The organism is Streptomyces sp. R21 (genome assembly GCF_041051975.1).
Classification (GTDB): Bacteria; Actinomycetota; Actinomycetes; order Streptomycetales; family Streptomycetaceae; genus Streptomyces.
The window spans coordinates 7,776,681-7,801,805 of sequence record NZ_CP163435.1 but is presented as its reverse complement, the minus strand read 5'-3'; the positions used below and the strand labels follow the sequence as shown (position 1 = coordinate 7,801,805).

Below are 25,125 nucleotides of genomic sequence, written 5' to 3'. Positions count from 1 at the left end.
GCTCACCCCTTCCGGCCGGGACGCCCGACGTGCACCGACAGGGCGGGCCGCCGGGACAGCCCGAGCCCCCGGATGCCGTCAGCGAGCGTGGTGTCCAAGTCGGCCCTTACGTCGTCGAGTTCACGGAAGTGCGAGACCGCGCGGACGTCGACCCGGGAGCGCCCCACGCGGACCCGGACCGACTGGACCCCGGAGACCTCCATGGCCCGGTCGCGCAGCGCCGTCGCGGCGGCGCCGCGGTGCAGCCCGGCCCGTACGTCGGCGTGGGCGCGCCGCATGGACAGTACGTCGCGAAGTCCGGGGGTGGCCGCGAGCACGAGCAGCCAGATCCCGAGAGCGGTCGCGACGCCGGCTCCGACGAGCACCCAGGTGTCGTCGAGGGGGCGTTCGGCGAGCTGCCGGGCGAGGGTCCGGCGCCACTCCATGGCGGGATGGTCGGCCCGGACGGCGGCGATGTCGTAGAGGAGGACGCCCGCGCCGGCCAGGATCAGCAGCGCGAGGATTCCCGCGGGGACGCGGCGCGCCGACCAGAACCGGCCTTCGCCGCCGTCCTCGTCGTCCATCGTGGGCAGCGGTTCGTACGCCGCCGCGGAGGCCGACTGGCCGAGTTCGCTCTCGGCGGTCTTCTCCAGGACGGGAAGCCGCTGGGTACTGTTCTCGGACGGGTTCTCGGAGCCCTGGGGCTCGGTCATCGCGTCCTCCCCTCTGCCGCGCCGGGTGCCGCTCTCAGGTGCAGTCGCTCCACGCGGACGGCCACCTCCGGCACTTCCATCCCCGCCAACGCCTTTACCCGCTCGGCGACTTGGCGACGCACCGCGTTGCACCGGCCACCGATGTCGGCGGGGTAGCCGAGTTCGACGCTGACGCGGACACGGACACTTTCGTGGTGCACGACGACGGTGGCGTGCGGGGGTACGGCGCCGGGGGGCAGCACGTCGAGCGCCTCGCGGGCCGCCTGCGAGGCGATCTTGGCGACGACGCGGTCGGCGATGCGGGTCGCGCCGCGTTCGGCCGCGGCGACGGCCGGCGGGGGCCGACGGGTCTCACCGGGCCGATCGGTCACGGGGGTCACCGGCGCCGGTCGTGGCGGGTGCGGAAGAAGTCACCGACGTCCAGGTCCCCCTCCAGGAACCGTCCGACGACGAAGCCGATGGCGCCCAGCGCGGCCACCAGCAGGAAGGCCCCGAATCCGCCGAAGTAGCCGGCGAAGCCCAGCGCCATTCCGGCGATCATGCCGATCACGGCTGTGCTCATGGTGCGCTCCTCAGCGGTCTGGTGGCCGGGGTGTCACTGGAGCCGGGACTCGGGCTCGTCGTCCTCCTCGTCCGGCAGCTTCACGTCGCTGACGGCGATGTTGACCTCGACGACTTCGAGGCCCGTCATGCGCTCCACGGCCGCGATCACGTTCTCCCGTACGGCCTGGGCGACATCCGCGATGGACACCCCGTAGTCGACGACGATCTCCAGGTCGAGCGCGGTCTGCAGCTCGCCGACCTCGACCTTGACACCCCGGGTGACGGATTTCGTGCCACCGGGCACCCTGTCGCGCACCGCTCCGAAGGTCCGGCTCAGTCCGCTGCCCATCGCATGGACGCCGGGGACGTCTCGGGCGGCCAGCCCGGCGATCTTCTCCACGACACCGTCGGCGATCGTGGTCCGTCCCCGGGTGGCGGGATCGCCTCCGCCGCGCCTGGTGGGCTTACGGGTCCCCAGCTGTTCCGTCTCGCCCTCAGGAGTCTCCGGTCGCTTTCGTTCGGTCATGTCGGTCATCGCCGTACGTCCCTTCCGGTCGTCTCCGGTTGTCCTCCTTTGCCCACAGTAGGTGGGGTTGCCCGGTCGCGCGCCAGGGATGCGGCAGGCTGGAGGAATGACGGCGGATCAATGGACACGTGCGGTGAGGCAACAGCTCGGGGTCGGCAGGGTGCTGCCGCTAGGCGGGCCGGGTGACGGCGCCTGGATCACGGAGGAGGCGGCCGGGGCGGTGCTGCGGCGCGCGGCGGCCGCTGTGCGCGGTGTGCGGCTCGGCGCGCTGCGGATTGCCCTCGCCGATCCGGCGGACACTCCCGCGGCCGCCGTCGTACCGCCGCCTCCGAGCGCGCTGCCGCCGGGCCCGCTGCGCGTCGGCGCGGAGTTCGCGGCCTCGGCGGACCCCACGGCTCCGGGGGGCGAGCCGCTCCCGGTGACCGCGGCCCGTCTCCGCGCCGCCCTCGCCGCAGCCGCTGCGGAGCGGCTGGGCCTGACGGTCACGGACGTGGACCTGCGGGTGACGGGGCTGCTGGACAGCGAGGAACCCGTCGTCACCGGCGCGGACAAGGAGCCGGCGGCGCCCCCTGGCCGCGCGCCGGAGGACATCGCGGACACCGACGAGTCCCGGGTGGCCGCCGCCGCGCTCTCCGTCCCGGGCGTGACGCGTCTGACCGGCGTCCTGGGCGGCCTCGGCCGTGCCGTGCACATCGAGGACCGCCCCGGCCCGGAAGCCGCCCTGCCCCGCCGGCACGTCCGCGTCGAACTGGCGGTCGCACCCCACCTGCGCACCCTCGACGTGACGCACGAGGTCCGCACCACGGTCACCGCCGCCCTGCCGGACCACCCTTCGGTGGCCGTGCTGGTGACGGCGGTGGGCTAGGGCCCGTCCGGCGGGGGCAGTGCTATTCGCCGACGCCGGCCAGGTCCCGCAGGCGTCGTGCCTGGGCCGCTCGCTCGGCGGTGCGCTGGTCCTCGTAGGTGCGGTCCTGGGCGCCGCGCAGGAGTGCCTTCGTCTCGACAACCGCGTCGCGAGGCGCGGCGAGAAGCGCGGACGCCAGATCGCGTACGGCGTCGTCGAGCTGGTCGGCGGGCACGGAGAGGTTGGCCAGGCCGGTGCGCTCGGCCTCCTCGGCGTGGACGAAGCGGCCCGTCGCGCAGATCTCGAGCGCGCGGGCGTACCCCACGAGGCTCACCAGGGGGTGGGTGCCCGTGAGGTCGGGGACGAGGCCGAGGCTGGTCTCGCGCATGGCGAACTGCACGTCGTCGGCGACGACGCGCAGGTCACAGGTGAGCGCGAGCTGGAAACCCGCGCCGATGGCGTGCCCCTGCACGGCGGCGATGGACACGATGTCGCTGCGCCGCCACCAGGTGAACGCCTCCTGGTACTCGGCGATGGTCGCGTCGAGTTCGGCATCGGCGCCGCGCGCGAGGTCGATGAACGACGGCTCGCCGTCGAAACCCTCGGGCGTGAACGCCTGTCGGTCGAGCCCCGCGGAGAACGACTTGCCCTCCGCACGCAGCACCACGACACGGACGGTGCCCGGCAGCAGCCGCCCGGCTTCCGTCAACGCCCGCCACAGCGCGGGACTCTGAGCGTTGCGTTTGGCCGGGTTGGCCAGCGTCACCGTGGCGATCGCCTCGTCGACGGTGAGCCGTACGCCGTCCTTGTCGAGTACCGGACCGAGGTCCGTGCCGAACGAAGCCATGGGGCGCCTCCGATGGGTGCGGTCAGATCGGATCCCGTACGACCCGCCTGCCGGCGAACCGTACGAGGACATCCTTAAGTGACTGCACAGTAACCACCCGGCCGATCAACCGACCGACCGGGTGGTCACCACCGAAGCCGATGGGGACGCCCGGCCTCAGGCCGAGGCGGCCTTCTTGCCCCGCGTCGCGCCGCCACGCCCTCGGAGCGTGACACCCGACTCGCTGAGCATCCGGTGCACGAAGCCATACGAGCGGCCGGTCTCTTCGGCCAGCGCTCGGATGCTCGCACCGGAGTCGTACTTCTTCTTCAGGTCTGCCGCGAGCTTGTCGCGCGCGGCGCCGGTTACCCGGCTGCCCTTCTTCAGAGTCTCGGCCACCCGTGCCTCCTCATGGGAAGTGCGCTCTGGACTTCTCATGATCACCCCTCCCGGCCTTCATGGCCACCCATTCGGCAAGGTCCGTAAGACAAGGTTTTGACGACAGGAGCCGGTCCCCACGAACGGAATACGACCTTCCGCAGGGCCCTGTCCGTACGGCCGAACGAGTGGTTCCGCAAAACAGCAGGTCAGCGACGCACGACGGCCGAGCCCTTGGCGGCAAAGGGCTCGGCCGTGAATTCGATGTAGGACACACCTCGGTACGAGGAGATCTCACACAGATGATGGATCACGGATCGGCCGAATGATCCATACGCAGTGGATCAGTCATTCGATCAAGAAGGGATGACCTGCCGGATGACCCCTTACAGGGGGCCCGGGAAGGGGTCGCCCCGGGTCAGGCGAGGGCGACCAGGTCGGCGTAGTCGGCGCCCCACAGGTCCTCGACGCCGTCGGGCAGCAGGATGATGCGCTCCGGCTGGAGCGCCTCGACGGCGCCCTCGTCGTGGGTGACGAGGACGACGGCGCCCTTGTAGGTGCGCAGCGCGCCGAGGATCTCCTCGCGGCTGGCCGGGTCGAGGTTGTTCGTCGGCTCGTCGAGCAGGAGGACGTTCGCCGAGGAGACCACGAGGGTGGCGAGGGCGAGACGTGTCTTCTCGCCGCCGGAGAGGACCCCGGCGGGCTTGTCGACGTCGTCGCCGGAGAACAGGAACGAGCCGAGCGTCTTGCGGACCTCGACCAGGTCCAGGTCGGGGGCGGCGGAGCGCATGTTCTCCAGGACCGTGCGCTCCGGGTCGAGGGTCTCGTGCTCCTGCGCGTAGTAGCCGAGCTTGAGGCCGTGGCCCTCGACGACCCCTCCGGTGTCGGGTGTCTCGACACCGCCGAGGAGCCTGAGGAGCGTGGTCTTCCCGGCGCCGTTGAGGCCGAGGATGACGACGCGGGAGCCCTTGTCGATGGCCAGGTCGACGTCGGTGAAGATCTCCAGCGAGCCGTACGACTTCGACAGGCCCTCGGCCATGAGCGGGGTCTTGCCGCAGGGCGCGGGCTCCGGGAAGCGCAGCTTGGCGACCTTGTCGGAGACCCGCACCGCGTCGAGCCCGGCGAGCAGCCGGTCGGCGCGCTTGGCCATGTTCTGCGCGGCGACGGTCTTGGTGGCCTTGGCGCGCATCTTGTCGGCCTGCGAGTGCAGGGCGGCGGCCTTCTTCTCGGCGTTCTGCCGCTCGCGCTTGCGGCGCTTCTCGTCGGCCTCGCGCTGCTGCTGGTAGAGCTTCCAGCCCATGTTGTAGACGTCGATCTGGGCGCGGTTGGCGTCCAGATAGAAGACCTTGTTGACGACCGTCTCGACGAGGTCGACGTCGTGGGAGATCACGATGAAGCCGCCGCGGTACGTCTTCAGGTAGTCGCGCAGCCAGACGATCGAGTCGGCGTCGAGGTGGTTGGTGGGCTCGTCGAGCAGCAGGGTGTCCGCGTCGGAGAACAGGATGCGGGCCAGCTCGATACGGCGGCGCTGACCACCGGAGAGTGTGTGCAGGGGCTGGCCGAGCACCCGGTCGGGCAGGTTGAGCGCGGCCGCGATGGTGGCGGCCTCGGCCTCGGCGGAGTACCCGCCCTTGGTGAGGAACTCGGTCTCCTGGCGCTCGTACTGGCGCAGCGCCTTCTCGCGGGTGGCACCGCTTCCGTTGGCGATGCGCTGCTCGTTCTCCCGCATCTTGCGGATCAGGACGTCCAGGCCGCGCGCGGACAGGACGCGGTCGCGGGCGAGCACGTCGAGGTCGCCGGTGCGCGGGTCCTGCGGGAGGTAGCCGACCTCGCCGGAGCGGGTGACGGCGCCGGCGGCCGGCTGGCCCTCACCTGCGAGGACCTTGGTGAGGGTCGTCTTGCCCGCGCCGTTGCGACCGACCAGGCCGATGCGGTCGCCCTTCGTGATGCGGAAGGTGGCGGACTCGATGAGGATGCGGGCGCCGGCGCGCAGCTCGATACCGGAGGCGGAGATCACGGACAGACTCCAGGGCAGGTCGTTGGCGGGGTGGACGGCTGAGGACGTTCCCGCCGTCTAATGCGCGAGGAGAATGGCCATGGGCCAAGTCTAACGGGGCCGTGCAACCACTTTTCCGGTGTGCAGGGGTTCGGCACTGTGATGCTCGCCCCGTCGCGAGGCGGCGACGGACCCCTCCCGCAGCGCATCGCCCGTTCGGACCTCCGCCCGGCGCCGGGCTCCCGGGAGCGGGCGACGATGGCGGCACGGAGCCGTTCGGCAGAGAGTGGTGCGCCCATGCAGTTCGACGACGACGCCGACCTGGACACCTCCGAGGTGCAGGATGTGCGCGGCAGTCGGATCCCCGGCGGCCGGGGAGCCGTCGGCGGCGGCATCGCCGGTCTCATCGCCCTGGTACTGGGCCTGCTCTTGGGAGTGGGCCCCGATCAGCTCGGGCTCTCCTCCGGCAGCGACGAGCCCGCGGCGACCGCCTCCGCCCTCGCACAGGTCCAGCAGAGCTGCCGTACCGGGCAGGACGCGAACACCAAGGACGACTGCCGGATCGTGGCGGTGGTCAACAGCGTGCAGGACTACTGGACGCAGGAATTCCAGCGCCGCAGGGGTACGTACGCGCAGTCGCCGACGGTGATCTTCAGCCGACAGGTCGGCACCGCCTGCGGGGCCGCGACCTCGGCGGTCGGGCCCTTCTACTGCCCCGGCGACCGCAAGGTCTATCTGGACCTGGGCTTCTTCGAGGAGCTTCGCACCAAGTTCGGCGCCGGCGGGGGGCCGTTCGCGCAGGCGTACGTGGTGGCGCACGAGTACGGGCATCACGTGCAGGACCTGATGGGCACCCTGAGCAGGTCGCAGGACGGGCGGACCGGCGCGAACAGCAACGCGGTGCGGGTGGAACTGCAGGCCGACTGCTACGCCGGGGTGTGGGCGCACCACGCGACGACCACGAGGAGCGAGTCGACGGGCAGGCCACTGATCACCAGCCTCACGGACGCCGACATCCGCGACGGTCTGGACGCGGCGGCGGCCGTCGGTGACGACCGGATCCAGGAGAGGTTCCAGGGCCGGGTGACCCCGGAGTCCTGGACCCACGGGTCGGCCGCGCAGCGCGGGCAGTGGTTCCAGCAGGGCTACGGCACCGGCGACATGGCGCGGTGCAACACCTTCCGCTGAGGGAGAGGAAGGTCGGCGGCAGGGCGTTGTCAGTGCCCGGTGCAAGACTGTGGAGCAGCTCACATTCCGGCCGCGGGACGAGAGGAAGTGATCGGCATGGCAGGCATGCACGGGGCGCGCCCGAGCATCTATCCGTCACTGCTGTACGGGGACGCGAAGGCGGCGATCACCCAGCTCACGGAGGCTTTCGGCTTCACCGAACTGTCGGTGTACGAGGGCGAGGACGGCTCGGTGCTGCACGCCGAGCTGGTGCAGGGCAACGGCGCGGTCATGCTCGGCTCGAAGGGCCGCGGCGGCCGCTTCGACGAGGCGATGAAGAGCGCGGGTCCCTGCGGGGTGTACATCGTCGTGGACGACGTCGACGCCCATCACCAGCGCGCCGTGAGCCACGGCGCGGAGATCCTGATGCCCCCGACGGACCAGGACTACGGCTCACGGGACTACATGGCCCGGGACGTCGAGGGCAACATCTGGAGCTTCGGCACGTATGCCCCCGAGATAGGGGGCTGACGCCCGGGTTCAGCTCCCTCCGGTGTGCACCTGGAAGGCGGCTCGGCGCACGGCCTTGGCCAGCGCCGGGTCGGGGTGGGCGGCGGCGAGCGCGACCAGGACCTGCACGGTGCGGGGGTGGCCGACGGCGCGCACCTCGTCGAGGAGCGCGGGCACCGTGGGCTGCACGGCGGACTCCAGGTGGCGCACGAGCAGCGGCGCCTCGCCGTGGTCGGCGACGGCCGCGGCGGTGTCGACCCACAGCCAGGTGGCCTCGTCGCGGGTGAGCACCTCGTGGGCGTCCTCGGGGTCGTGCCCGTCGTGCTCGGCGAGCCACAGCAGGGCGTAGGGGCGCAGCGAGGTCTCCTCGGCCGCGGCGCTCACATCGGGCTCGGCGGGGGCGCCGACCACGCGCAGCGCCTCGAAGGCGAGGCCCCGGCTGAGGGCGTCGTCGCCGCGGGCGGCGTCGAGGAGTTCGGTGACCGCGCTGCCGACAGGGCGGGCGGCGAGCCAGGCGCGGTACTCGGCGCGGGCCGCGTTCGGGCGGAGCTGGGCGCAGCCGCGGAGCATGTCCTCGGCGGACGCCTCGATGTTCCCGGCGGGGCTCTGCGCGGCCACGCAGATCTGCTCCAGCTTGACCCAGACCGCCCAGCTGCCGAGCGGGGTGAGGGTGGCGTGTCCGCCGGCGCAGGTGAGTGCGCCCACGGAGGCGAGGGCGTGCAGGGCCCAGTCGAGGAGAGGGGCGAGCGGGGTGTCGGTGGGGGCCTCGACGGTGGCTGCCGGCTCGGGGCCGTAGGGAACCTCGCAGCGCTCGGTGCGCAGTTCCGTGACGCGCTGTTCGAGGAGGTCGAGGAGTTGCTCCACGGGGACGGGCCCCGCGGAGAGCTGGAGGAAAGAGAGCACCTGGGGCATCGCGGAGACGACCTCGGCGACGGCGGCGGGCTCGCGGTCCGCGGGCTCCGGATGGGCGAGCGACCAGGCGTCGAAGAGGGCGACCCAGCCGCGCAGTACGGCGCTGTCGTCGCGGTTCCAGGCGCGCAGCCGCCAGCCGGGGCGGGCGCTGTCGCCATGCACCTCGACGAGGCCCGCGAGGCGTGCGGTGTCCCAGTCCGCACGGACCTGAGCCGGGGTCAGGCCCAGTTCCTCGGCGGCCCGTTGGGCGGTGGCATCGGAGAGGGTGCCCTTGCCGTCGGGCGTCGCACCGTCGCGCCCGGGGCGGAGTGTGGCGTCGGCCCAGCGGGCGACGCGGGCCGCGCCGGCGAGGCCGGTGCGCGCCATGCGGGCCAGTTCCGAGGGGGCCGGTGTGCCCTCGGGGGGCCGGGGCGCGGGGCGGCGTGAGCGGCGCTGGGTCACCGCTCGGGGGACGGCGGCGAGGGGCCGCGGGCTGACGAGTCGGAGCCTGGAGTCGCGCGGGTTACGGGACGTCACAGGTGCAGTCTTCCGGTTGACAGTCCGAAAACCCAAACGGAATGCCGCTGCGGGCGACGGGGCGGTGGACAGACGGGGCCTTCCGGGCGCTCGACACGAGTGAGCGATCAGTTGGGCGCAGCGCCAACCGGAAGGGGTCGAGTGGCGTCCCGGCCGACCCCCGCCCCGGGCCTTGGCCGGGTCCGACGGGGCGTCTGCGGACCTCTGTGTCGGACGTCTACATCAGGCGTCTACATCAGGGGGGTGAGGAAACGGCGCAGGGCTTCCTCGTAGCCGGTGGGGTCGGCGTTCCACATGGCGCCGTGCGGGGCGCCGGAGACGGTGTGCAGGGTGACCAGGTTCGGGCGGCGCTGGGCGAGGCGGCGGGAGGGGCCCCAGGGGGCGATGGTGTCGTCGGGGCCGTGCACCACCAGGGTCGGCAGGGCGAGGCGGGCGGGGTCGGCGGCCTCCTGGATGCGCTCGCCGTACAGGCCGGTGCGGCCCTGGGCGGCGCGGACCGCGAGGGGCAGCAGGGCGCTGGGGGTGCGGCGGGCCGTGGCGAGGGCGCGCAGCGTGGTCTCCCAGTCGAGGACGGGCGAGTCCAGCACCAGGCCGGAGATCCGCTCGCGCAGCGCGGAGTGCGCGGCGGCGCGCAGGGCCATGGTGGCGCCGGTGGACCAGCCGTACAGGACGACGTGGTCGGCGCCGTAGCGCACGGCGTAGCGGATCGCGGCGTCCAGGTCGCGCCACTCGGTCTCGCCGAGGTGGCCGAGGCCGTCCGGGGAGCGGGGTGCGCCGAGGTCGCCGCGGTAGGCGAGGTCGAGGACGGGGAAACGGTGGCGGTGCAGGAACTCCAGCACGTTCATGGGGTGCTCGCGGGTCGTGCCCAGACCGTGCACGGTGATCACCCAGGTGTCCCGGTGGCCGGGCACGAACCAGGCGGGCAGGGCGCCGAGTTCCCCGGGGACGTCCACGTCGGCGTGGTCGAGGCCGAGCGCGGAACTGGGGTTGCCGATGTGCACGTTCGGGGTGAACCACACCTTGTCGCCAGGTTCCAGCGTGCCGTGGGTGACGCGCTCCAGCCGTCGTACGACCGTGTCGGCGGGGTGGGGCGTGGCGTCGAGAACCGGACCGACGACGGCATGGGAGCCGTCGCCGCTGAGGCCGTAGATGCCCGGTCTCAGCGCGGCCAGGTCCCGGGTGAGGGAGATCCGGCCGGCGGCCGTGGCGTGCACGGTGAGCCGGGGTTCGGTGGGCAGCGGCCTGCCCGGCGGCGCCTTCAGCGCGGCGTCGCTGGCGAACCGGCCCGCCGCCACGGAGGCTGCGCCCGCGGCCAGGGCAACGGTGACGGCCGCGGCCGTCGCTTTGACTGTGCGCACGGGTCCAGTCTCCTGGCGGAGCCCGCTACCGGCCAGCGGAAGGACACCTTCGCGTGGGGGCGTGCTTCCGGTGGGGCGGGAGGTGCGGGTGGGGTGGTGCGAGTGGGAGTGGACCCGCGGGCGGGTGGCCGGAGGCCCGCGGTGGGTGGGCGTTGAGCCCGCGGTGCGGGTGGGGCCGCCCCGGAGACGGGCGCCTGCGCGGTCCGCAGCGTGGGCGGAGCGTTCGGGCCGCCGTGCGTGGGCTCGGGCCCGCGCACGGGTCGGCCGGGCCGCGCCGGGAACGTGCCTCGCGGCCGGGCGTCCTCGCGGCGGGCGAGGGGCTAGCCCGGCTGGCCGTACCCGCTCAGGCGCTGCCCCGCCTCGCGCAGTTGGGCCGGGGTCAGGAGGTTCGGGGAGAGGCCGGGGACCGAGGTGGACAGGAGCCAGACCTGGCACATCCAGTTGAGCTGGGCTGTGCGGTCGTAGGCCGCCGAGAGGGTAGCGCCGTAGGCGATCGTGCCGTGGTTCTGGAGGAGGCAGGCGGTGCGGTCGGTGAGTGCCCGGAGCATGTTCTCGGCCAACTCCGGGGTGCCGTATGTCGCATACGGGGCAACACGGACGGGTCCGCCGAGGGCGCCCGCCATGTAGTGGATCGCCGGCAGCTCCCCCACGAGCGTCGAGACGGCCGTCGCGTGCGCGGCGTGGGTGTGGACCACGGCGCGCGCGTCGGTGGCGCGGTAGATCGCGAGGTGCATCGGGAGTTCGCTCGTCGGAACCAGCGAACCGAGTACCTGCCGACCGTCGAGGTCGACCCCGACGACGTCCCCCGGCGCCAGCCGGTCGTACGGCACTCCCGTCGGCGTGACCAGGACGGTGTCACCGACCCGCGCCGAGACGTTGCCCGACGTCCCGACGACCAGCCCCTCGGCCACCGTCCGGCGGGCCGTCGCGACGAGCTCGTCCCACGCTCGCGCGATCTCGTCGTCCGCGCCCCGCTTCCCCGTACCCCGTTCGTCCCCTGCGTCCCGCCGCCGCTCAGCCATGCCGCGATCCTGCCAGGCGTGGGTGCCGGGCCGGGGGCGGCGAGGTCACTTTAGGGCGGAAGCCGAGCGTCCGTAAGGGCGCATATACGGATACATCACCGTCTGCCGGTGATTGGCCGACGATCGACAGGCATTCGATGATCTTCCAGTAATCTCTGGTGGATTTGTCGCGCACGTCACCATTCCGGGGGGAAATGTGGCTCGTGATCACCAAACGTCCCGCCGCCACGCCCGCGTCATCGCGGCGGCCGTGACGGCACTCGCCGTCGGGGGGATCGCCCTCGCCGAGGCGCCCGCCTCGGCCGCGGGCAAGCCCAGGGGACATGACGTCTCGTCGCATCAGAAGAACGTCAACTGGCAGAGCGCGAAAGCGAAGGGCGCCCGTTTCGTCTACATCAAGGCGACCGAGGGCGGCACCTATCGCAATCCGTATTTCGGCTCGCAGTACTCCGGGGCACGCAACGCCGGCCTGCTCCGCGGCGCCTACCACTTCGCCCTGCCGAACAAGTCGTCCGGCACCGCCCAGGCGAGGTACTTCGTGCGCAACGGCGGCGCCTGGAGCGCGGACGGCCGGACGCTGCCGCCCGCGCTCGACATCGAGTACAACCCGTACAGCGGCAAGCACAAGTGCTACGGGCTGAGCAAGGCCGGCATGGTGAACTGGATCCACGCGTTCAGCAACGAGGTCAAGCGGGAGACCGGGCGCCGTCCGGTGATCTACACGACCACGCGCTGGTGGAACACCTGCACCGGCCACAGCCGCGCCTTCGCCGCGAACCACGCCCTGTGGCTCGCCCGCTACGACTCGGGGGGCGCGGGATCGCTGCCCGCCGGCTGGTCGTACTGGACGTTCTGGCAGTACGACAACGGCGGCAGCCTGCCGGGTGACCAGAATCTCTTCAACGGCTCCATGGGCCGGCTCAAGAAGTTCGCGAAGGGGTAGCGGAACCCGGTATTCCGCCTCAGTTCGAACCGGGCGTCACCCCTGCGGCACATCCGGAGGAGTGGCGCCCCGATTTGAGTCACCCTACGTCCCGTCTCAGTTCATCTTCCGTTCATCCAGGTTGCCTACGGTCTCCATGCCACTGACGTCCAACAGAAGCCTGGGTAAATGGAACACATCACGCTCCTCCTCGGAATCGTGATCGTCACCGCTCTCGTGTTCGATTTCACGAACGGTTTCCACGACACCGCCAACGCGATGGCCACCACCATCTCGACCGGCGCACTCAAGCCCAAGGTCGCGGTGGCCATGTCCGCCGCCCTCAACCTTGTCGGCGCGTTCCTCTCGGTGGAGGTCGCCAACACGATCTCCAAGGGCCTCGTCGACGAATCCGGCATACGGCCGGAGGTCATATTCGCGGCGCTGGTCGGCGCCATCCTCTGGAACCTGGTGACCTGGCTCGTCGGGCTCCCCTCCAGCTCCTCGCACGCCCTGATGGGCGGCCTGATCGGCGCGACCATCGCCTCGGCCGGTACCGGCGCGGTGCACGGTGACGTCCTCGTCACCAAGGTGCTGCTGCCCGCCGTCGCCGCCCCGCTGGTCGCGGGCATCGCCGCGCTGATCGCCACCCGGATGATGTACAGGCTCGGCAGGAACGCCAGTGGCAAGTCCACCGAGAAGGGCTTCCGCGCCGGTCAGATCGCCTCCGCGGGCCTGGTCTCGCTGGCCCACGGCACGAACGACGCGCAGAAGACGATGGGCATCATCACCCTGGCCCTGGTCGCCGGTGGCGCGATCGCTCCCGACTCCGACCCGCCGGTCTGGGTCATCCTCTCCGCCGGTCTCGCCATCGCGGCCGGCACCTCTCTGGGCGGCTGGCGCATCATCCGCACGATGGGCAAGGGCCTCACCGACCTCCAGCCGCAGCAGGGCTTCGCCGCCCAGACCAGCGCGGCCACGGTCATCCTGGCCTCCTCGCACATCGGCTTCTCGCTCTCCACCACGCACTCGGTCTCCGGCTCCGTGATGGGCGCGGGCCTCGGCCGCAAGGGCGGCGTGGTCCGCTGGTCCACCGCCACCCGGATGTTCGTCGCCTGGGCGCTGACTCTGCCGGCCGCCGCGCTCGTCGCCGCGCTCGCCGAGTGGGTGACCGGCTTCGGTGACTGGGGCACCGCTCTCGTCGCCGTCTTCCTCGTCGCCTCCTGCGGCGTGATCTGGAAGGTCTCCCGCCGCCAGGTGGTCGACCACACCAACGTCAACGCCGACGCCGACGAGGAGCCCGCCGGTGTGGTGACCACGGCCATCGCCGCCGTCACCCCGCCCCCGGTCGGCACCGTGACCGACGACCTCACCGCCACCATCCCGTCCCCGGACGCGGAACCCACCCGCCCGGCCACGGTGTAAGGAACGAACAGCATGGACATCGACTGGGCAGCCCTCGGCTCCGTCTTCGGAGTCAGCCTCGTGGTCACCGTGGCCCTCGTCGGCCTCTTCACCCTCGGCATCGTCGGCCTCTCCAAGCAGGAGTCGGCCTCGGCCAAGGGCAACTCGGCGGCCCTCGCGGTCACCGGCGCCTACGCCTGCTTCGCGGCGTGCGCGGCGGCGGTGGCGTACGGGATCTATCTGATCGTCGCCTGACGACCGGACAGAAACCGGACAGAACACGTAAATCAAGCATTGCTTCGAGTGGGGTGCGGGACGCGACAGCGTCCCGCACCCCACCCGTATGTGGGCCTTCGCACACTCTCCCCTCGCAGGTCAACAGCGAGTTGACGGGTGTTCTCGGCCCATGGTGGACTGCCGGAGCCATGTACGGCGGCAGAAGAGGAAGCCGGTGTGAATCCGGCGCGGTCCCGCCACTGTCACCGGGGAAGAAACTCCCCGGGAGCCAGGAACTCTCACCGCCGGTCTCGTCGAACCAGGGCGCGGACACCCTGAGTGAGGACAAATCGCCATGCGCGGCTGCCCCAGTGCCTTCAGTACGGCCCCCCTGCCTGACGTGCCGGTCGGCTGACCCATGCGTGCCGATCGCGTCTTCGCGTACGGCGCCGCCGCCGGCCTCCTCGGTGACCTCCTCCTCGGCGATCCGCGCCGCGGACACCCGGTCGCCGCGTTCGGGCGGGCCGCGGGTGCCGTGGAGCGGCTGCTGTGGCGGGACCACCGCGGGTGGGGCGCACTGCACACCCTGGTGTGCGCCGGCGGAGCCGTGTCCCTCGCGGCCGCCGCAAGCCACCGCGTACGCAACTTTCCCGCCGCCTCCGTCGCGCTGACCGCCGCCGCCACCTGGGCCGTCGTCGGCGGCACATCGCTCGGGCGCGAGGCGCGGGCCATCGGCGCGGCGCTCGAAGCCGGGGACGTCGACACCGCCCGGGAACTGCTGCCCCATCTGTGCGGCCGGGATCCACAGGCCCTCGACGCGGACGGGATCGCGCGGGCGGTCGTGGAGTCCGTCGCCGAGAACACCTCCGACGCCGTCGTGGGCGCGCTGGTCTGGGGCGCCGTCGCCGGAGTTCCGGGGCTCGTCGGGTTCCGCGCCATCAACACGCTCGACGCCATGGTCGGGCACAAATCCCCCAAGTACCGGCGCTACGGCTGGGCTTCCGCGCGCCTCGACGACGTCGCCGGATGGCCGGGGGCGCGGCTGACCGCCGTGCTCGCCACCGTCGCCGGAGGCAACCCGCGCGGGGCCGCCCGGGCCTGGCGCGCGGACGCCCCGAAGCATCCGAGCCCCAACGCCGGTCCGGTGGAGGCCTCGTTCGCGGGCGCGCTCGGCGTGCGCCTCGGGGGCACTCTCTCGTACGGCGGCCGGGTCGAGCACCGGCCGGTGCTGGGCGGCCGAGGACGGCCGGTGCGGACCACGGACATCGAGCGGGCCGTACGGCTCTCGCGCCGGGTGGGCCTGCTCGCCCTCGGCGTGAGCGTCGCCGCACGCGCCCTGACACGACGGGGAGGCACGTCATGAGCGGCGGGCTGCTGATCGCGGGGACCACCTCCGACGCGGGCAAGAGCGTCGTGACCGCCGGGATCTGCCGGTGGCTGGTGCGCCAGGGCGTGAAGGTGGCGCCCTTCAAGGCGCAGAACATGTCCCTCAACTCGTTCGTCACCCGCGAGGGCGCCGAGATCGGGCGCGCGCAGGCCATGCAGGCGCAGGCCGCCCGCGTGGAGCCGACCGCGCTGATGAACCCCGTACTGCTCAAGCCCGGCAGTGACCGCAGCAGCCAGGTGGTGCTGATGGGCAAGCCGGTGGGCGAGATGACGGCGCGCGGGTACCACGGAGGTCGGCAGCAGGCGCTTCTCGGGACCGTGTTGGACTGTCTCGCCGAGTTGCGGGGCACGTATGACGCGGTGATCTGTGAGGGGGCCGGCAGCCCTGCCGAGATCAATCTCCGGCGGACGGACATCGTGAACATGGGGATCGCGCGCAATGCGCGGCTGCCCGTGCTCGTCGTCGGCGACATCGACCGCGGCGGCGTCTTCGCGTCCTTCTTCGGGACCGTCGCGCTGCTGTCGCCCGAGGACCAGGAGTTCGTCGCCGGGTTCCTCGTCAACAAGTTCCGCGGGGACGTCTCGCTGCTGGAGCCGGGGCTCGACATGCTGCGCGACCTCACCGGGCGCCCCTCGTACGGTGTGCTGCCCTTCCAGCACGGGCTGGGCATCGACGAGGAGGACGGGCTGCGCGTCTCGCTGCGCGGGGCCGTGCGGGAGTCCGTCGTGGCCCCGCCCGTCGGCGAGGACGTGCTGCGGGTCGCCGTGTGCGCGGTCCCGCTGATGTCCAACTTCACGGATGTGGACGCGCTGGCCGCCGAACCGGGCGTCGTGGTGCGGTTCGTGGACCGGGCCGAGGAACTGGCCGACGCCGACCTCGTCGTCGTACCGGGCACCCGCGGGACGGTGAAGGCGCTGGAGTGGCTGCGCGAGCGGGGGCTTGCGGACGCGCTGCGGCGCAGGGCCGCCGAGGGGCGGCCGGTGCTCGGGATCTGCGGCGGCTTCCAGGTGCTCGGCGAGCACATCGAGGACGAGGTCGAGTCCAGGGCCGGTGCGGTCGACGGCCTCGGGCTGCTGCCCGTGCGCGTCCGGTTCGCACGCGAGAAGACCCTCACCCGGCCCGTCGGCGAGGCGCTCGGCGCGCCCGTCGAGGGGTACGAGATCCATCACGGCGTCGCCGAAGTCAGCGGTGGCGAGCCTTTCCTGGACGGCTGCCGGGTCGGCGCCGTCTGGGGCACGCACTGGCACGGCTCGCTGGAGTCGGACGGCTTCCGGCGCGCCTTCCTGCGCGAGGTGGCGGCCGCCGCGGGCCGCCGCTTCGTGCCGGCCGCCGACACGTCGTTCGGGGCGCTGCGCGAGGAGCAGCTCGACCGGCTCGGCGATCTGATCGAGGAACACGCGGACACGGACGCGCTGTGGCGGCTCATCGAGTCCGGCGCGCCTTCAGGACTGCCTTTCATTCCACCGGGAGCACCCGCATGAGCACAGTGTTGTTGTTGTCGACCGCCGACACCGATCTGCTGGCGGCTCGTGCCTCCGGCGCTCCGTACCGGATCGGCAACCCGACCCGCGTCGATGTCGCGGAGGAGCTTCCGTCACTCATCGAGGGCGCGAACATCGCCGTCGTACGGCTGCTCGGAGGCAAGCGCGCCTGGGAGGACGGGCTCGCCGCCCTCAAGGCTTCCGGGATCCCGACCGTGCTGCTCGGCGGAGAGGCGGTACCCGACGCGGAGTTGATGGCCGAGTCGTCGGTGCCCGCCGGTGTCGTCGCGGAGGCGCTGCGCTATCTCGTCGAGGGCGGCCCGGAGAACCTGACGGAACTCACCCGCTTCCTCTCCGACACCGTGCTGCTCACCGGCGAGGGCTTCGTCGAACCGCAGAAGATGCCGGAGTACGGCGTCCACGGCGACCCGGTGCTCGAAGCGGGGCGCCCGACCGTCGGCGTGCTCTTCTACCGGGCGCACGAGCTGTCCGGGAACACCGGCTTCGTCGAGACGCTGTGCGAGGCGATCGAGGCGCGGGGGGCCAACGCCCTTCCGGTGTACTGCGGTTCGCTGCGCGGTGCCGAGTCGGGCCTGTACGAGATCCTCGGCAGGGCCGACGCGCTGGTCGCCACCGTGCTCGCGGCGGGCGGCACACACGCCTCCGAGGCGTCCGCGGGCGGTGCCGAGGAGGCCTGGGACATCGGGGCACTCGCCGATCTCAACATCCCTGTGCTGCAAGGACTTTGCCTGACCTCGTCGAAGGACACCTGGGACGCGTCGGACGCCGCCCTCTCCCCCATGGACGCGGCGATGCAGGTCGCGATCCCGGAGTTCGACGGACGGCTCATCACGGTGCCGTTCTCCTTCAAGGAGCAGGGCCCCGACGACGTCCCGGTGTACGTCGCCGACCCCGAGCGGGCCGCGCGCGTCGCCGGAATCGCCGTACGGCACGCCCTGTTGAAGCACAAGCCGAACGCGGAGAAGAAGCTCGCGCTGGTCTTCACCGCCTACCCGACGAAGCACTCGCGGGTCGGCAACGCGGTCGGCCTGGACACGCCCGCCTCGGCGGTACGAGTGCTCGACGCGCTGCGGGACGCCGGGTACAGCCTCACCGAATACCCCGACAACGGCGACGAGTTGATCCACACGCTCATCGAGGCCGGTGGCCACGACGTCGAGTGGCTGACGGAGGACCAGCTGGCCGCCGCCCCCGCGCGCGTGCCGCTCGCCGACTACCGGGCGTGGTTCGACAAGCTCGACCCCGAGCTGCGCGACGGAATGCTCGAAGCGTGGGGCGAGCCGCCGGGCTCGCTGTACGTCGACGGGGACGACATCGTGCTGGCCTGCCTCCGGTTCGGCAACGTCGTCGTGATGATCCAGCCGCCGCGCGGCTTCGGCGAGAACCCGATCGCGATCTACCACGACCCGGATATGCCGCCGTCGCACCACTACATGGCCGCCTACCGCTGGCTGGACAACTCCTTCGGCGCGGACGCCGTCGTGCACATGGGCAAGCACGGCACGATGGAGTGGCTGCCGGGCAAGGGACTCGGGCTGAGCGGCGGCTGCGCGCCGGACGCCGTGCTCGGTGAACTCCCCCTCATCTACCCGTTCATCGTCAACGACCCCGGCGAGGGCACCCAGGCCAAGCGCCGCGGACACGCCACGGTCGTCGACCACCTCGTCCCGCCGATGGCGCGCGCCGACACCTACGGCGACCTCGCGAAACTGGAGCAGCTCCTCGACGAGTACGCGCTCGTCTCCGACCTGGACCCGACGAAGGCCCCGGCCGTGCGCGCCCAGATCTGGACGCTGGTCAAGGCCGCCGAGCTCCACCACGACCTGCATGTCGACGAGCAGCCGGACGACGGCGACTTCGACTCGTTCGTGATGCACATCGACGGCTACCTCTGCGAGATCAAGGACGTGCAGATCCGTGACGGACTGCACATCCTGGGCGGCGGCCCGGAGGCCGAGCCGCGCGTCAACCTGGTCCTGGCCGTGCTGCGCGCCTCCCAGGTGTGGGGCGGCAAGGCGAACGCCCTGCCCGGCCTGCGCGCCTGCCTCGCCGAGCACTTCGGCCTGGTGGAGAAGGAGTTGCTGGGCGAGCCGGGCGCCCCGGTGAAGGTGGCGGACGGACTGACCTCGCTCGTCGAGGGGCCCGCGCGGACCGGAGCCGACGCGATCGACCTCCTTGAACAGCTGTGCCGCCGGTTCGCCGAGGGCATGGAGGAGCGCGGCTGGCAGGCATCTGCCGTGCCCGCGCTCGTACGCGAGGTCGTGGGCGTCGAACTTCCGGACGCCGTAGCGGTGTTGGAGTTCGCGTGCAACGAGGTCGTGCCGCGGCTGGCGCGGACGACGGACGAGATCGATCACATTCTCAAGGCACTTGACGGCGGTTACATCCCGGCGGGCCCGTCCGGATCGCCGACCCGCGGACTGGTCAACGTCCTGCCGACCGGCCGCAACTTCTACTCCGTCGACCCCAAGGCGATCCCGTCCAGGCTGAGTTGGGAGGTCGGGCAGTCGCTCGCCGACTCGCTCGTGCAGCGCTACCTGCAGGACACCGGCGACTACCCGAAGTCCGTCGGCCTGACCGTGTGGGGAACGTCCGCGATGCGCACCCAGGGCGACGACATCGCGGAGATCCTCGCGCTGCTCGGCTGCCGCCCGGTGTGGGACGACGCGTCGCGCCGGGTGACCGGTTTCGAGGTGGTCCCGCTCGCGGAGCTGGGTCGGCCCCGCATCGACGTCACCGTCCGCATCTCCGGCTTCTTCCGGGACGCGTTCCCGCACGTGGTCGGCCTGATCGACGACGCGGTGCGGGCGGTCGCCGAGCTGGACGAGCCGGTCGACGCCAACTACGTCCGCAGGCACGCCGACGAGGACACCGCCGAGCACGGCGACCGGCGGCGCGCGACGGCCCGTATCTTCGGCTCCAAGCCGGGCGCGTACGGCGCCGGGCTGCTTCCGCTCATCGACGCCCGCAACTGGCGCTCGGACGCCGACCTCGCCGAGGTGTACGCGGTGTGGGGCGGCTACGCCTACGGGCGCGGGCTCGAAGGGCGGGCGGCGCGCGGGGACATGGAGACCGCGTTCAAGCGGATCAACGTGGCCGCGAAGAACGTCGACACCCGCGAGCACGACCTCGTCGACGCGGACGACTACTTCCAGTACCACGGCGGCATGGTCGCCATGGTGCGCCACCTGACGGGCGCGAGCCCGGAGGCGTACGTCGGCGACTCGGCCGTACCGGACCAGGTGAAGACGCGCACCCTCGGCGAGGAGACGCACCGCGTGTTCCGCGCCCGGGTGGTCAACCCCCGCTGGATGGCGGCCATGCGGCGCCACGGCTACAAGGGCGCCTTCGAGATGGCGGCGACCGTCGACTACCTCTTCGGGTACGACGCCACCGCCGGGGTCGTGGACGACTGGATGTACGAGAAGCTCAGCGCGGAGTACGTCTTCGACGCGGAGAACCGGGACTTCATGAAGAAGTCCAACCCGTGGGCGCTGCGCGGGATCACGGAGCGGCTGCTCGAAGCCGCCGACCGGGGTCTGTGGGCCGAGCCGGACGCGGACACCATCGAGCGGCTGCGCGCCACCTATCTGGAGCTCGAAGGCGACTTGGAGGGCGACGAGAAGTGAGTACCCCGTTTCCGTTCACGGCCGTTGTCGGCCAGGACGACCTGCGGCTCGCGCTGCTGCTGAACGCCGTGTCGCCCGCCGTCGGCGGCGTGCTCGTGCGCGGCGAGAAGGGCACGGCCAAGTCCACGGCCGTACGCGCCCTTTCGGCTCTCATGCCGGAGGTGGACGTCGTCGCCGGGTGCCGGTTCTCGTGTGCGCCCACCTCGCCGGACCCGGCGTGCCCGGACGGGCCGCACGAGGCGGGGACCGGTACGACGCGTCCCGCACGGATGGTCGAGCTGCCGGTCGGCGCCTCGGAGGACCGGCTCGTGGGCTCGCTCGACATCGAGCGGGCGCTCGCCGACGGCGTGAAGGCCTTCGAGCCCGGACTGCTGGCGGACGCCCACCGCGGGATCCTCTACGTCGACGAAGTGAACCTGCTGCACGACCACTTGGTCGACCTGCTCCTCGACGCGGCCGCGATGGGCGCCTCCTACGTGGAGCGCGAGGGGGTCTCCGTACGGCATGCCGCGCGGTTCCTGCTCGTCGGGACCATGAACCCCGAAGAGGGCGAGCTGCGGCCGCAGTTGCTGGACCGGTTCGGACTGACGGTGGAGGTCGCGGCCTCACGGGAGCCCGACCAGCGGGTGGAGGTCGTACGGCGCAGGCTCGCGTACGACGACGACCCGGACGGGTTCGCGGCGCGCTGGGCCGACGAGGAGTCGGCCGTGCGGGCGCGGATCGTCGCGGCCCGCGCGCTGCTGCCCTCCGTGCGGCTGGGCGACGGGGCGCTGCGGCAGATCGCGGCGACCTGTGCGGCGTTCGAGGTCGACGGGATGCGCGCCGACATCGTGATGGCGCGTACGGCGACGACGCTGGCCGCGTGGGCCGGGCGGACCGACGTGCTCGCGGAGGACGTACGGCAGGCGGCACTGCTCGCGCTGCCACACCGGCGGCGGCGCAATCCCTTTGACGCGCCGGGACTTGACGAGAACAAGCTCGACGAGACCCTGGAGGAGTTCGGGGGCCGGGATCAGAACGAGAACGACCCCGGCAACGACGAGGATCCGGATCCGGACGGGCCCGGCGGTGGCGGCGGGCAGCCTCCGCAGGAGGGGCCCGAGAGCCCCGAGGGCGGCGACACGGGCGCCCAGCCCGAGGCCGGCGAGGCGGGGCAGCCGCAGGCCTCCGGCGCCGGGGAGCAGCAGCCCGCACGGGCCGGTGAGCCGTTCCGTACGAAGGTGCTGAGCGTGCCGGGTCTGGGCGAGGGTGCCGCCGGGCGGCGCTCGCGTGCGCGGACCGAGCACGGCAGGACCACGGGCGCCAGGCGGCCCCAAGGTGCCCTGACCAAGCTGCACTTGGCGGCCACCGTGCTGGCGGCGGCTCCGCATCAGCGGGCGCGCGGCCGGTCGGGGCGCGGTCTCGTCGTACGGCGGGACGATCTGCGCCAGGCCACCCGCGAGGGCCGCGAGGGCAACCTCGTGCTGTTCGTCGTGGACGCCTCCGGGTCGATGGCGGCGCGGCAGCGGATGAGCGCCGTCAAGGGCGCCGTGCTGTCGCTGCTGCTCGACGCCTACCAGCGGCGGGACAAGGTCGGGCTCGTGACGTTCCGTGGGTCGGCCGGGGAGGTCGCGCTGCCGCCGACCTCGTCGGTGGACGCGGCGGCGGTCCGGCTGGAGTCGCTGCCCACGGGCGGCCGTACGCCGCTCGCGGCCGGGCTGCTGAAGGCCCATGACGTGCTGCGGGTCGAGCGGCTGCGGGATCCCGCGCGGCGGCCGCTGGTCGTCGTCGTGACGGACGGGCGGGCCACCGGTGGCCCGGAGCCCGTGGCGCTCGCGGGGCGGGCGGCGCGGCTGTTCGCGGCCGAGGGCGTCGCGTCCGTGGTCGTCGACTGCGAGTCGGGGCCGGTACGGCTCGGTCTCGCGGGGCAGCTCGCGGGTGAACTGGGCGGTACGGCGGTGACGTTGGACGAGCTGCGAGCGGATTCGATCGCCGGACTCGTGAGGGATGTTCAGGGCGACAGCAGGAGGGCCGCGTAATGCCGCAGGGGCAGCCGAGTGTGGTGCCGGACGACGGTCTGACGACTCGTCAGCGTCGTAACCGGCCGTTGGTGATCGTCCATACGGGCATCGGGAAGGGCAAGTCGACCGCCGCGTTCGGGCTCGCTCTGCGGGCCTGGAACCAGGGGTGGCCCATCGGGGTGTTCCAGTTCGTCAAGTCCGCGAAGTGGAAGGTCGGCGAGGAGAACGCGCTGCGGGTGCTGGGTGCGTCCGGCGAGGGCGGCACCGTCGACTGGCACAAGATGGGCGAGGGCTGGTCCTGGGTGCAGCGCGACGCCCAGATGGACAACGAGGAGAAGGCGCGCGAGGGCTGGGAGCAGGTCAAGCGGGACCTCGCCGCCGAGACGTACCAGCTGTATGTGCTGGACGAGTTCGCCTACCCCATGCACTGGGGGTGGATCGATGTCGACGAGGTCGTGGCCGTTCTCCGGGACCGGCCCGGGACCCAGCATGTCGTGATCACCGGGCGCAACGCCCCCGAGAAGCTCGTCGAGTTCGCCGATCTCGTCACCGACATGTCCAAGGTCAAGCACCCGATGGACGCGGGGCAGAAGGGGCAGAGGGGCATCGAGTGGTGAATGCCTCGTCCGTGCCCCGGCTGGTCATTGCCGCGCCCTCCTCGGGCAGCGGCAAGACCACCGTTGCCACGGGGTTGATGGCCGCGTTCGCCGAGCGCGGGCTTGCCGTGTCCCCGCACAAGGTGGGGCCCGACTACATCGACCCCGGGTATCACGCGCTCGCCACGGGGCGAGTGGGACGCAACCTCGACGCGTATCTGTGCGGGCCGGAGCTGATCGCTCCGCTGTTCGCGCACGGGGCTCGGGGGTGCGACCTCGGCGTCGTCGAGGGTGTGATGGGGCTGTACGACGGGGCCGCGGGGGAAGGTGAACTGGCGTCCACCGCCCATGTGGCGAAGCTGTTGCGGGCGCCGGTGGTGCTGGTGGTCGACGCGTCGGCGCAGTCGCGCTCCGTTGCCGCGCTGGTGCACGGGTTCGCCTCGTGGGATCCCGAGGTGCGGGTGGCCGGGGTGATCCTCAACAAGGTGGGGTCCTCGCGGCACGAGGAGCTGCTGCGGGAGGCGTTGGACTCGGCCGGCGTGCCGGTGCTGGGTGTACTGCGGCGGGCGCCTCAGGTGGATACACCTTCCCGGCATCTTGGGCTGGTGCCTGTTGCCGAGCGGGGCTCAGCCGCTGTGGAGGCGGTGGCCGCGATGGCCACGCAGGTGCGGGAAGGGTGCGACCTGGAGGGGTTGTTCGCGCTTGCGCGGAGTGCGCCTCCGTTGTCGGGTGCGGCTTGGGATGCGGAAGCTGTGGTTTCTTCGCCTCCTCCGCCCCTTCCCGTCCCGACCCGGGGCTCCGCCCCGGACCCCGCTCCTCAAACGCCGGAGGGGCTGAAATGCCTCGTCGCCGTTGCCGGTGGGCCCGCCTTCACCTTCTCCTACGCCGAGCATGCCGAGTTGCTCAGCGCCGCCGGGGCCGAGGTCGTCACCTTCGATCCCCTCCGGGACGAGCAACTGCCCGACGGGACCGCCGGGTTGGTCATCGGCGGGGGCTTTCCCGAGGTGTACGCCCCCGAGTTGTCCGCCAATGAACCGTTGCGGAAGGCCGTGGCCGCGCTCGCCGCGAGGGGAGCGCCGATCGCCGCCGAGTGTGCCGGGCTGCTGTATCTGTCGCGGGAACTCGACGGGCAGCCCATGTGCGGGGTTGTCGACGCGAAGGCCCGTATGGACGAGCGGCTCACCCTCGGCTACCGGGACGCCGTGGCCGTCAGCGACAGTGTGCTCGCGGTGGCCGGCACCCGGATGCGCGGGCACGAATTCCACCGCACGGTGGTCGAGCCCGGCGCGGGGGCGGCTCCCGCCTGGGGGGTGCGCGCCCCGGTGCGGCGCGTCGAAGGTTTCGTACAACAAGGTGTGCACGCGAGTTATCTGCACACGCACTGGGCGTCCGAGCCCGGTGTCGCCCGTCGGTTCGTGGAGAGGTGCCTGACGTCATGAGCAGCAAGCTGATCGGAGTCGGGGTCGGGCCCGGTGACCCGGAGCTGGTGACCGTCAAGGGTGTCAACGCCCTGCGCGCGGCCGAGGTCGTCGTCGTACCCGTGATGGACACGGGCGAGCGGGGGCGCGCCGAGGCGACCGTGCTGCACTACGTGCCCGAGGAGAAGGTCGTCCGGGTCGTGTTCGCGCTGAACGAGCGGAGCGACCGGGGGCGCCGGGAGGCCGCCTGGGACGCGGCGGGCGAGCGGGTGGCCCAGCTGCTCGGGCAGCACGCCACGGTCGCCTTCGCCACGATCGGCGACCCGAACGTGTACTCGACGTTCACCTATCTCGCGCAGACCATCGGCGAGGCGGTGCCGGGGACCGTCGTGGAGACCGTGCCCGGAATCACCGCCATGCAGGACCTCGCGGCGCGGTCGGGTGCCGTGCTGACCGAGGGGACCGAGCCGCTCACGCTCGTGCCCGTGACGGCCGGGTCGGCCGTGCTCAAGGACGCGTTGAACGGTCCCGGCACCGTGGTCGCGTACAAGTTCGGACGGCAGGCGCAGGAGGTGGCCGAGGTGCTGCGCGAGACCGGGCGCATCGACGACGCCGTGTGGGGCTCCGCGCTCGGGCTCCCCGAGGAGTCGATCCGCCCTGCGGCCGAACTGGACGGCGGCCCGCTCCCCTACCTCTCCACGCTCATCGCGCCCGCGCGGCGCGACGGCACCCGGGGCGGGAAACTGTGAGCGGTCCAGGAA

23 protein-coding genes and 1 riboswitch are annotated in these 25,125 nt (G+C 72.2%); of the genes, 13 read left to right on the top strand and 10 right to left on the bottom strand.

Annotated features, from left to right (window positions below; genetic code table 11):
- Nucleotides 1-2: 2 nt before the first annotated feature.
- From AB5J56_RS34695 to AB5J56_RS34680, 4 genes are read right to left on the bottom strand one after another with little or no spacing between them, the layout of a single operon-like run.
- On the bottom strand, nt 3-692 hold the full coding sequence (locus tag AB5J56_RS34695; protein ID WP_369238635.1) for a DUF6286 domain-containing protein: 690 nt from the start codon (nt 690-692) through the stop codon (nt 3-5).
- Nucleotides 689-1,063, bottom strand: a complete 375-nt coding sequence (locus AB5J56_RS34690) for an Asp23/Gls24 family envelope stress response protein (RefSeq protein WP_369238633.1) — start codon at nt 1,061-1,063, stop codon at nt 689-691. Before AB5J56_RS34690 ends, AB5J56_RS34695 begins: the two co-directional genes overlap by 4 nt.
- 5 nt (nt 1,064-1,068) lie before the next feature.
- Nucleotides 1,069-1,254 (bottom strand): hypothetical protein, encoded by a 186-nt coding sequence (locus tag AB5J56_RS34685; RefSeq protein WP_369238631.1) that lies wholly within the window; start codon nt 1,252-1,254, stop codon nt 1,069-1,071.
- A gap of 33 nt (nt 1,255-1,287) precedes the next feature.
- Nucleotides 1,288-1,770 carry an Asp23/Gls24 family envelope stress response protein gene (locus AB5J56_RS34680; RefSeq protein WP_369238629.1) on the bottom strand — a complete coding sequence of 161 codons (483 nt, stop codon included), beginning with the start codon at nt 1,768-1,770 and terminating at the stop codon, nt 1,288-1,290.
- A 97-nt stretch (nt 1,771-1,867) separates the two neighbouring features.
- Here AB5J56_RS34680 and AB5J56_RS34675 point away from each other — a divergent pair, with 97 nt between their 5' ends.
- The gene (locus AB5J56_RS34675) at nt 1,868-2,626 is read left to right on the top strand and encodes a nucleopolyhedrovirus P10 family protein (protein WP_369238627.1); all 759 of its coding nucleotides are present in this window, start codon (nt 1,868-1,870) and stop codon (nt 2,624-2,626) included.
- Between the two features lie 22 nt (nt 2,627-2,648).
- Here AB5J56_RS34675 and AB5J56_RS34670 read toward each other — a convergent pair whose 3' ends face one another.
- From AB5J56_RS34670 to AB5J56_RS34660, 3 genes are all read right to left on the bottom strand, one after another.
- The gene (locus AB5J56_RS34670; protein ID WP_369238625.1) at nt 2,649-3,452 is read right to left on the bottom strand and encodes an enoyl-CoA hydratase/isomerase family protein; all 804 of its coding nucleotides are present in this window, start codon (nt 3,450-3,452) and stop codon (nt 2,649-2,651) included.
- A 156-nt stretch (nt 3,453-3,608) separates the two neighbouring features.
- Nucleotides 3,609-3,830, bottom strand: a complete 222-nt coding sequence (locus tag AB5J56_RS34665; RefSeq protein ID WP_006123601.1) for a helix-turn-helix domain-containing protein — start codon at nt 3,828-3,830, stop codon at nt 3,609-3,611.
- A 397-nt stretch (nt 3,831-4,227) separates the two neighbouring features.
- A complete protein-coding gene (locus AB5J56_RS34660) occupies nt 4,228-5,826 on the bottom strand; it encodes an ABC-F family ATP-binding cassette domain-containing protein (RefSeq protein WP_369238623.1) in 1,599 nt (532 codons plus the stop codon).
- Between the two features lie 276 nt (nt 5,827-6,102).
- On the opposite strand from AB5J56_RS34660, the gene AB5J56_RS34655 reads away from it, so the two are divergent.
- Both AB5J56_RS34655 and AB5J56_RS34650 read left to right on the top strand, forming a co-directional pair.
- Nucleotides 6,103-6,993, top strand: coding sequence for a neutral zinc metallopeptidase (locus tag AB5J56_RS34655; RefSeq protein WP_369238621.1), 891 nt, complete (start codon nt 6,103-6,105; stop codon nt 6,991-6,993).
- A gap of 96 nt (nt 6,994-7,089) precedes the next feature.
- Nucleotides 7,090-7,503, top strand: a complete 414-nt coding sequence (locus tag AB5J56_RS34650) for a VOC family protein (protein WP_369238619.1) — start codon at nt 7,090-7,092, stop codon at nt 7,501-7,503.
- Between the two features lie 9 nt (nt 7,504-7,512).
- Here the strand turns inward: AB5J56_RS34650 and AB5J56_RS34645 are convergent, their stop codons facing one another.
- The 3 genes from AB5J56_RS34645 to AB5J56_RS34635 form a co-directional block, all read right to left on the bottom strand.
- Nucleotides 7,513-8,910, bottom strand: a complete 1,398-nt coding sequence (locus AB5J56_RS34645) for a hypothetical protein (RefSeq protein ID WP_369238617.1) — start codon at nt 8,908-8,910, stop codon at nt 7,513-7,515.
- Nucleotides 8,911-9,140: 230 nt separating this feature from the next.
- The gene (locus tag AB5J56_RS34640) at nt 9,141-10,268 is read right to left on the bottom strand and encodes an alpha/beta hydrolase family protein (protein WP_369238615.1); all 1,128 of its coding nucleotides are present in this window, start codon (nt 10,266-10,268) and stop codon (nt 9,141-9,143) included.
- A 320-nt stretch (nt 10,269-10,588) separates the two neighbouring features.
- Nucleotides 10,589-11,290, bottom strand: a complete 702-nt coding sequence (locus tag AB5J56_RS34635) for a class II aldolase/adducin family protein (RefSeq protein ID WP_369238613.1) — start codon at nt 11,288-11,290, stop codon at nt 10,589-10,591.
- 196 nt (nt 11,291-11,486) lie between these two features.
- Here AB5J56_RS34635 and AB5J56_RS34630 point away from each other — a divergent pair, with 196 nt between their 5' ends.
- From AB5J56_RS34630 to cobI, 10 genes are all read left to right on the top strand, one after another.
- The gene (locus AB5J56_RS34630; protein ID WP_369238611.1) at nt 11,487-12,233 is read left to right on the top strand and encodes a lysozyme; all 747 of its coding nucleotides are present in this window, start codon (nt 11,487-11,489) and stop codon (nt 12,231-12,233) included.
- A gap of 168 nt (nt 12,234-12,401) precedes the next feature.
- Nucleotides 12,402-13,637: an anion permease gene (locus AB5J56_RS34625; RefSeq protein WP_369238609.1), complete on the top strand. Its 1,236-nt coding sequence runs from the start codon at nt 12,402-12,404 to the stop codon at nt 13,635-13,637.
- Nucleotides 13,638-13,649: 12 nt separating this feature from the next.
- A complete protein-coding gene (locus tag AB5J56_RS34620) occupies nt 13,650-13,871 on the top strand; it encodes a hypothetical protein (RefSeq protein WP_369238607.1) in 222 nt (73 codons plus the stop codon).
- 137 nt (nt 13,872-14,008) lie between these two features.
- Nucleotides 14,009-14,152: riboswitch (cobalamin riboswitch) on the top strand.
- Nucleotides 14,153-14,250: 98 nt separating this feature from the next.
- A complete protein-coding gene (locus tag AB5J56_RS34615) occupies nt 14,251-15,195 on the top strand; it encodes a cobalamin biosynthesis protein (protein ID WP_369238605.1) in 945 nt (314 codons plus the stop codon).
- Nucleotides 15,192-16,700, top strand: a complete 1,509-nt coding sequence (locus AB5J56_RS34610) for a cobyric acid synthase (protein WP_369238603.1) — start codon at nt 15,192-15,194, stop codon at nt 16,698-16,700. The genes AB5J56_RS34615 and AB5J56_RS34610 overlap by 4 nt, the downstream gene beginning before the upstream one ends.
- Nucleotides 16,697-20,350: a cobaltochelatase subunit CobN gene (gene cobN / locus AB5J56_RS34605; protein ID WP_369238601.1), complete on the top strand. Its 3,654-nt coding sequence runs from the start codon at nt 16,697-16,699 to the stop codon at nt 20,348-20,350. The genes AB5J56_RS34610 and cobN overlap by 4 nt, the downstream gene beginning before the upstream one ends.
- A complete protein-coding gene (locus AB5J56_RS34600; RefSeq protein WP_369238599.1) occupies nt 20,347-22,368 on the top strand; it encodes a putative cobaltochelatase in 2,022 nt (673 codons plus the stop codon). The genes cobN and AB5J56_RS34600 overlap by 4 nt, the downstream gene beginning before the upstream one ends.
- Complete coding sequence (gene cobO, locus AB5J56_RS34595) at nt 22,368-22,967, top strand: cob(I)yrinic acid a,c-diamide adenosyltransferase (RefSeq protein ID WP_369238597.1); 600 nt, start codon at nt 22,368-22,370, stop codon at nt 22,965-22,967. The genes AB5J56_RS34600 and cobO overlap by 1 nt, the downstream gene beginning before the upstream one ends.
- Nucleotides 22,964-24,385 (top strand): cobyrinate a,c-diamide synthase, encoded by a 1,422-nt coding sequence (locus tag AB5J56_RS34590; protein WP_369238595.1) that lies wholly within the window; start codon nt 22,964-22,966, stop codon nt 24,383-24,385. The genes cobO and AB5J56_RS34590 overlap by 4 nt, the downstream gene beginning before the upstream one ends.
- Complete coding sequence (gene cobI, locus AB5J56_RS34585; protein WP_369238593.1) at nt 24,382-25,113, top strand: precorrin-2 C(20)-methyltransferase; 732 nt, start codon at nt 24,382-24,384, stop codon at nt 25,111-25,113. The genes AB5J56_RS34590 and cobI overlap by 4 nt, the downstream gene beginning before the upstream one ends.
- The last annotated feature ends 12 nt before the right edge of the window (nt 25,114-25,125 follow it).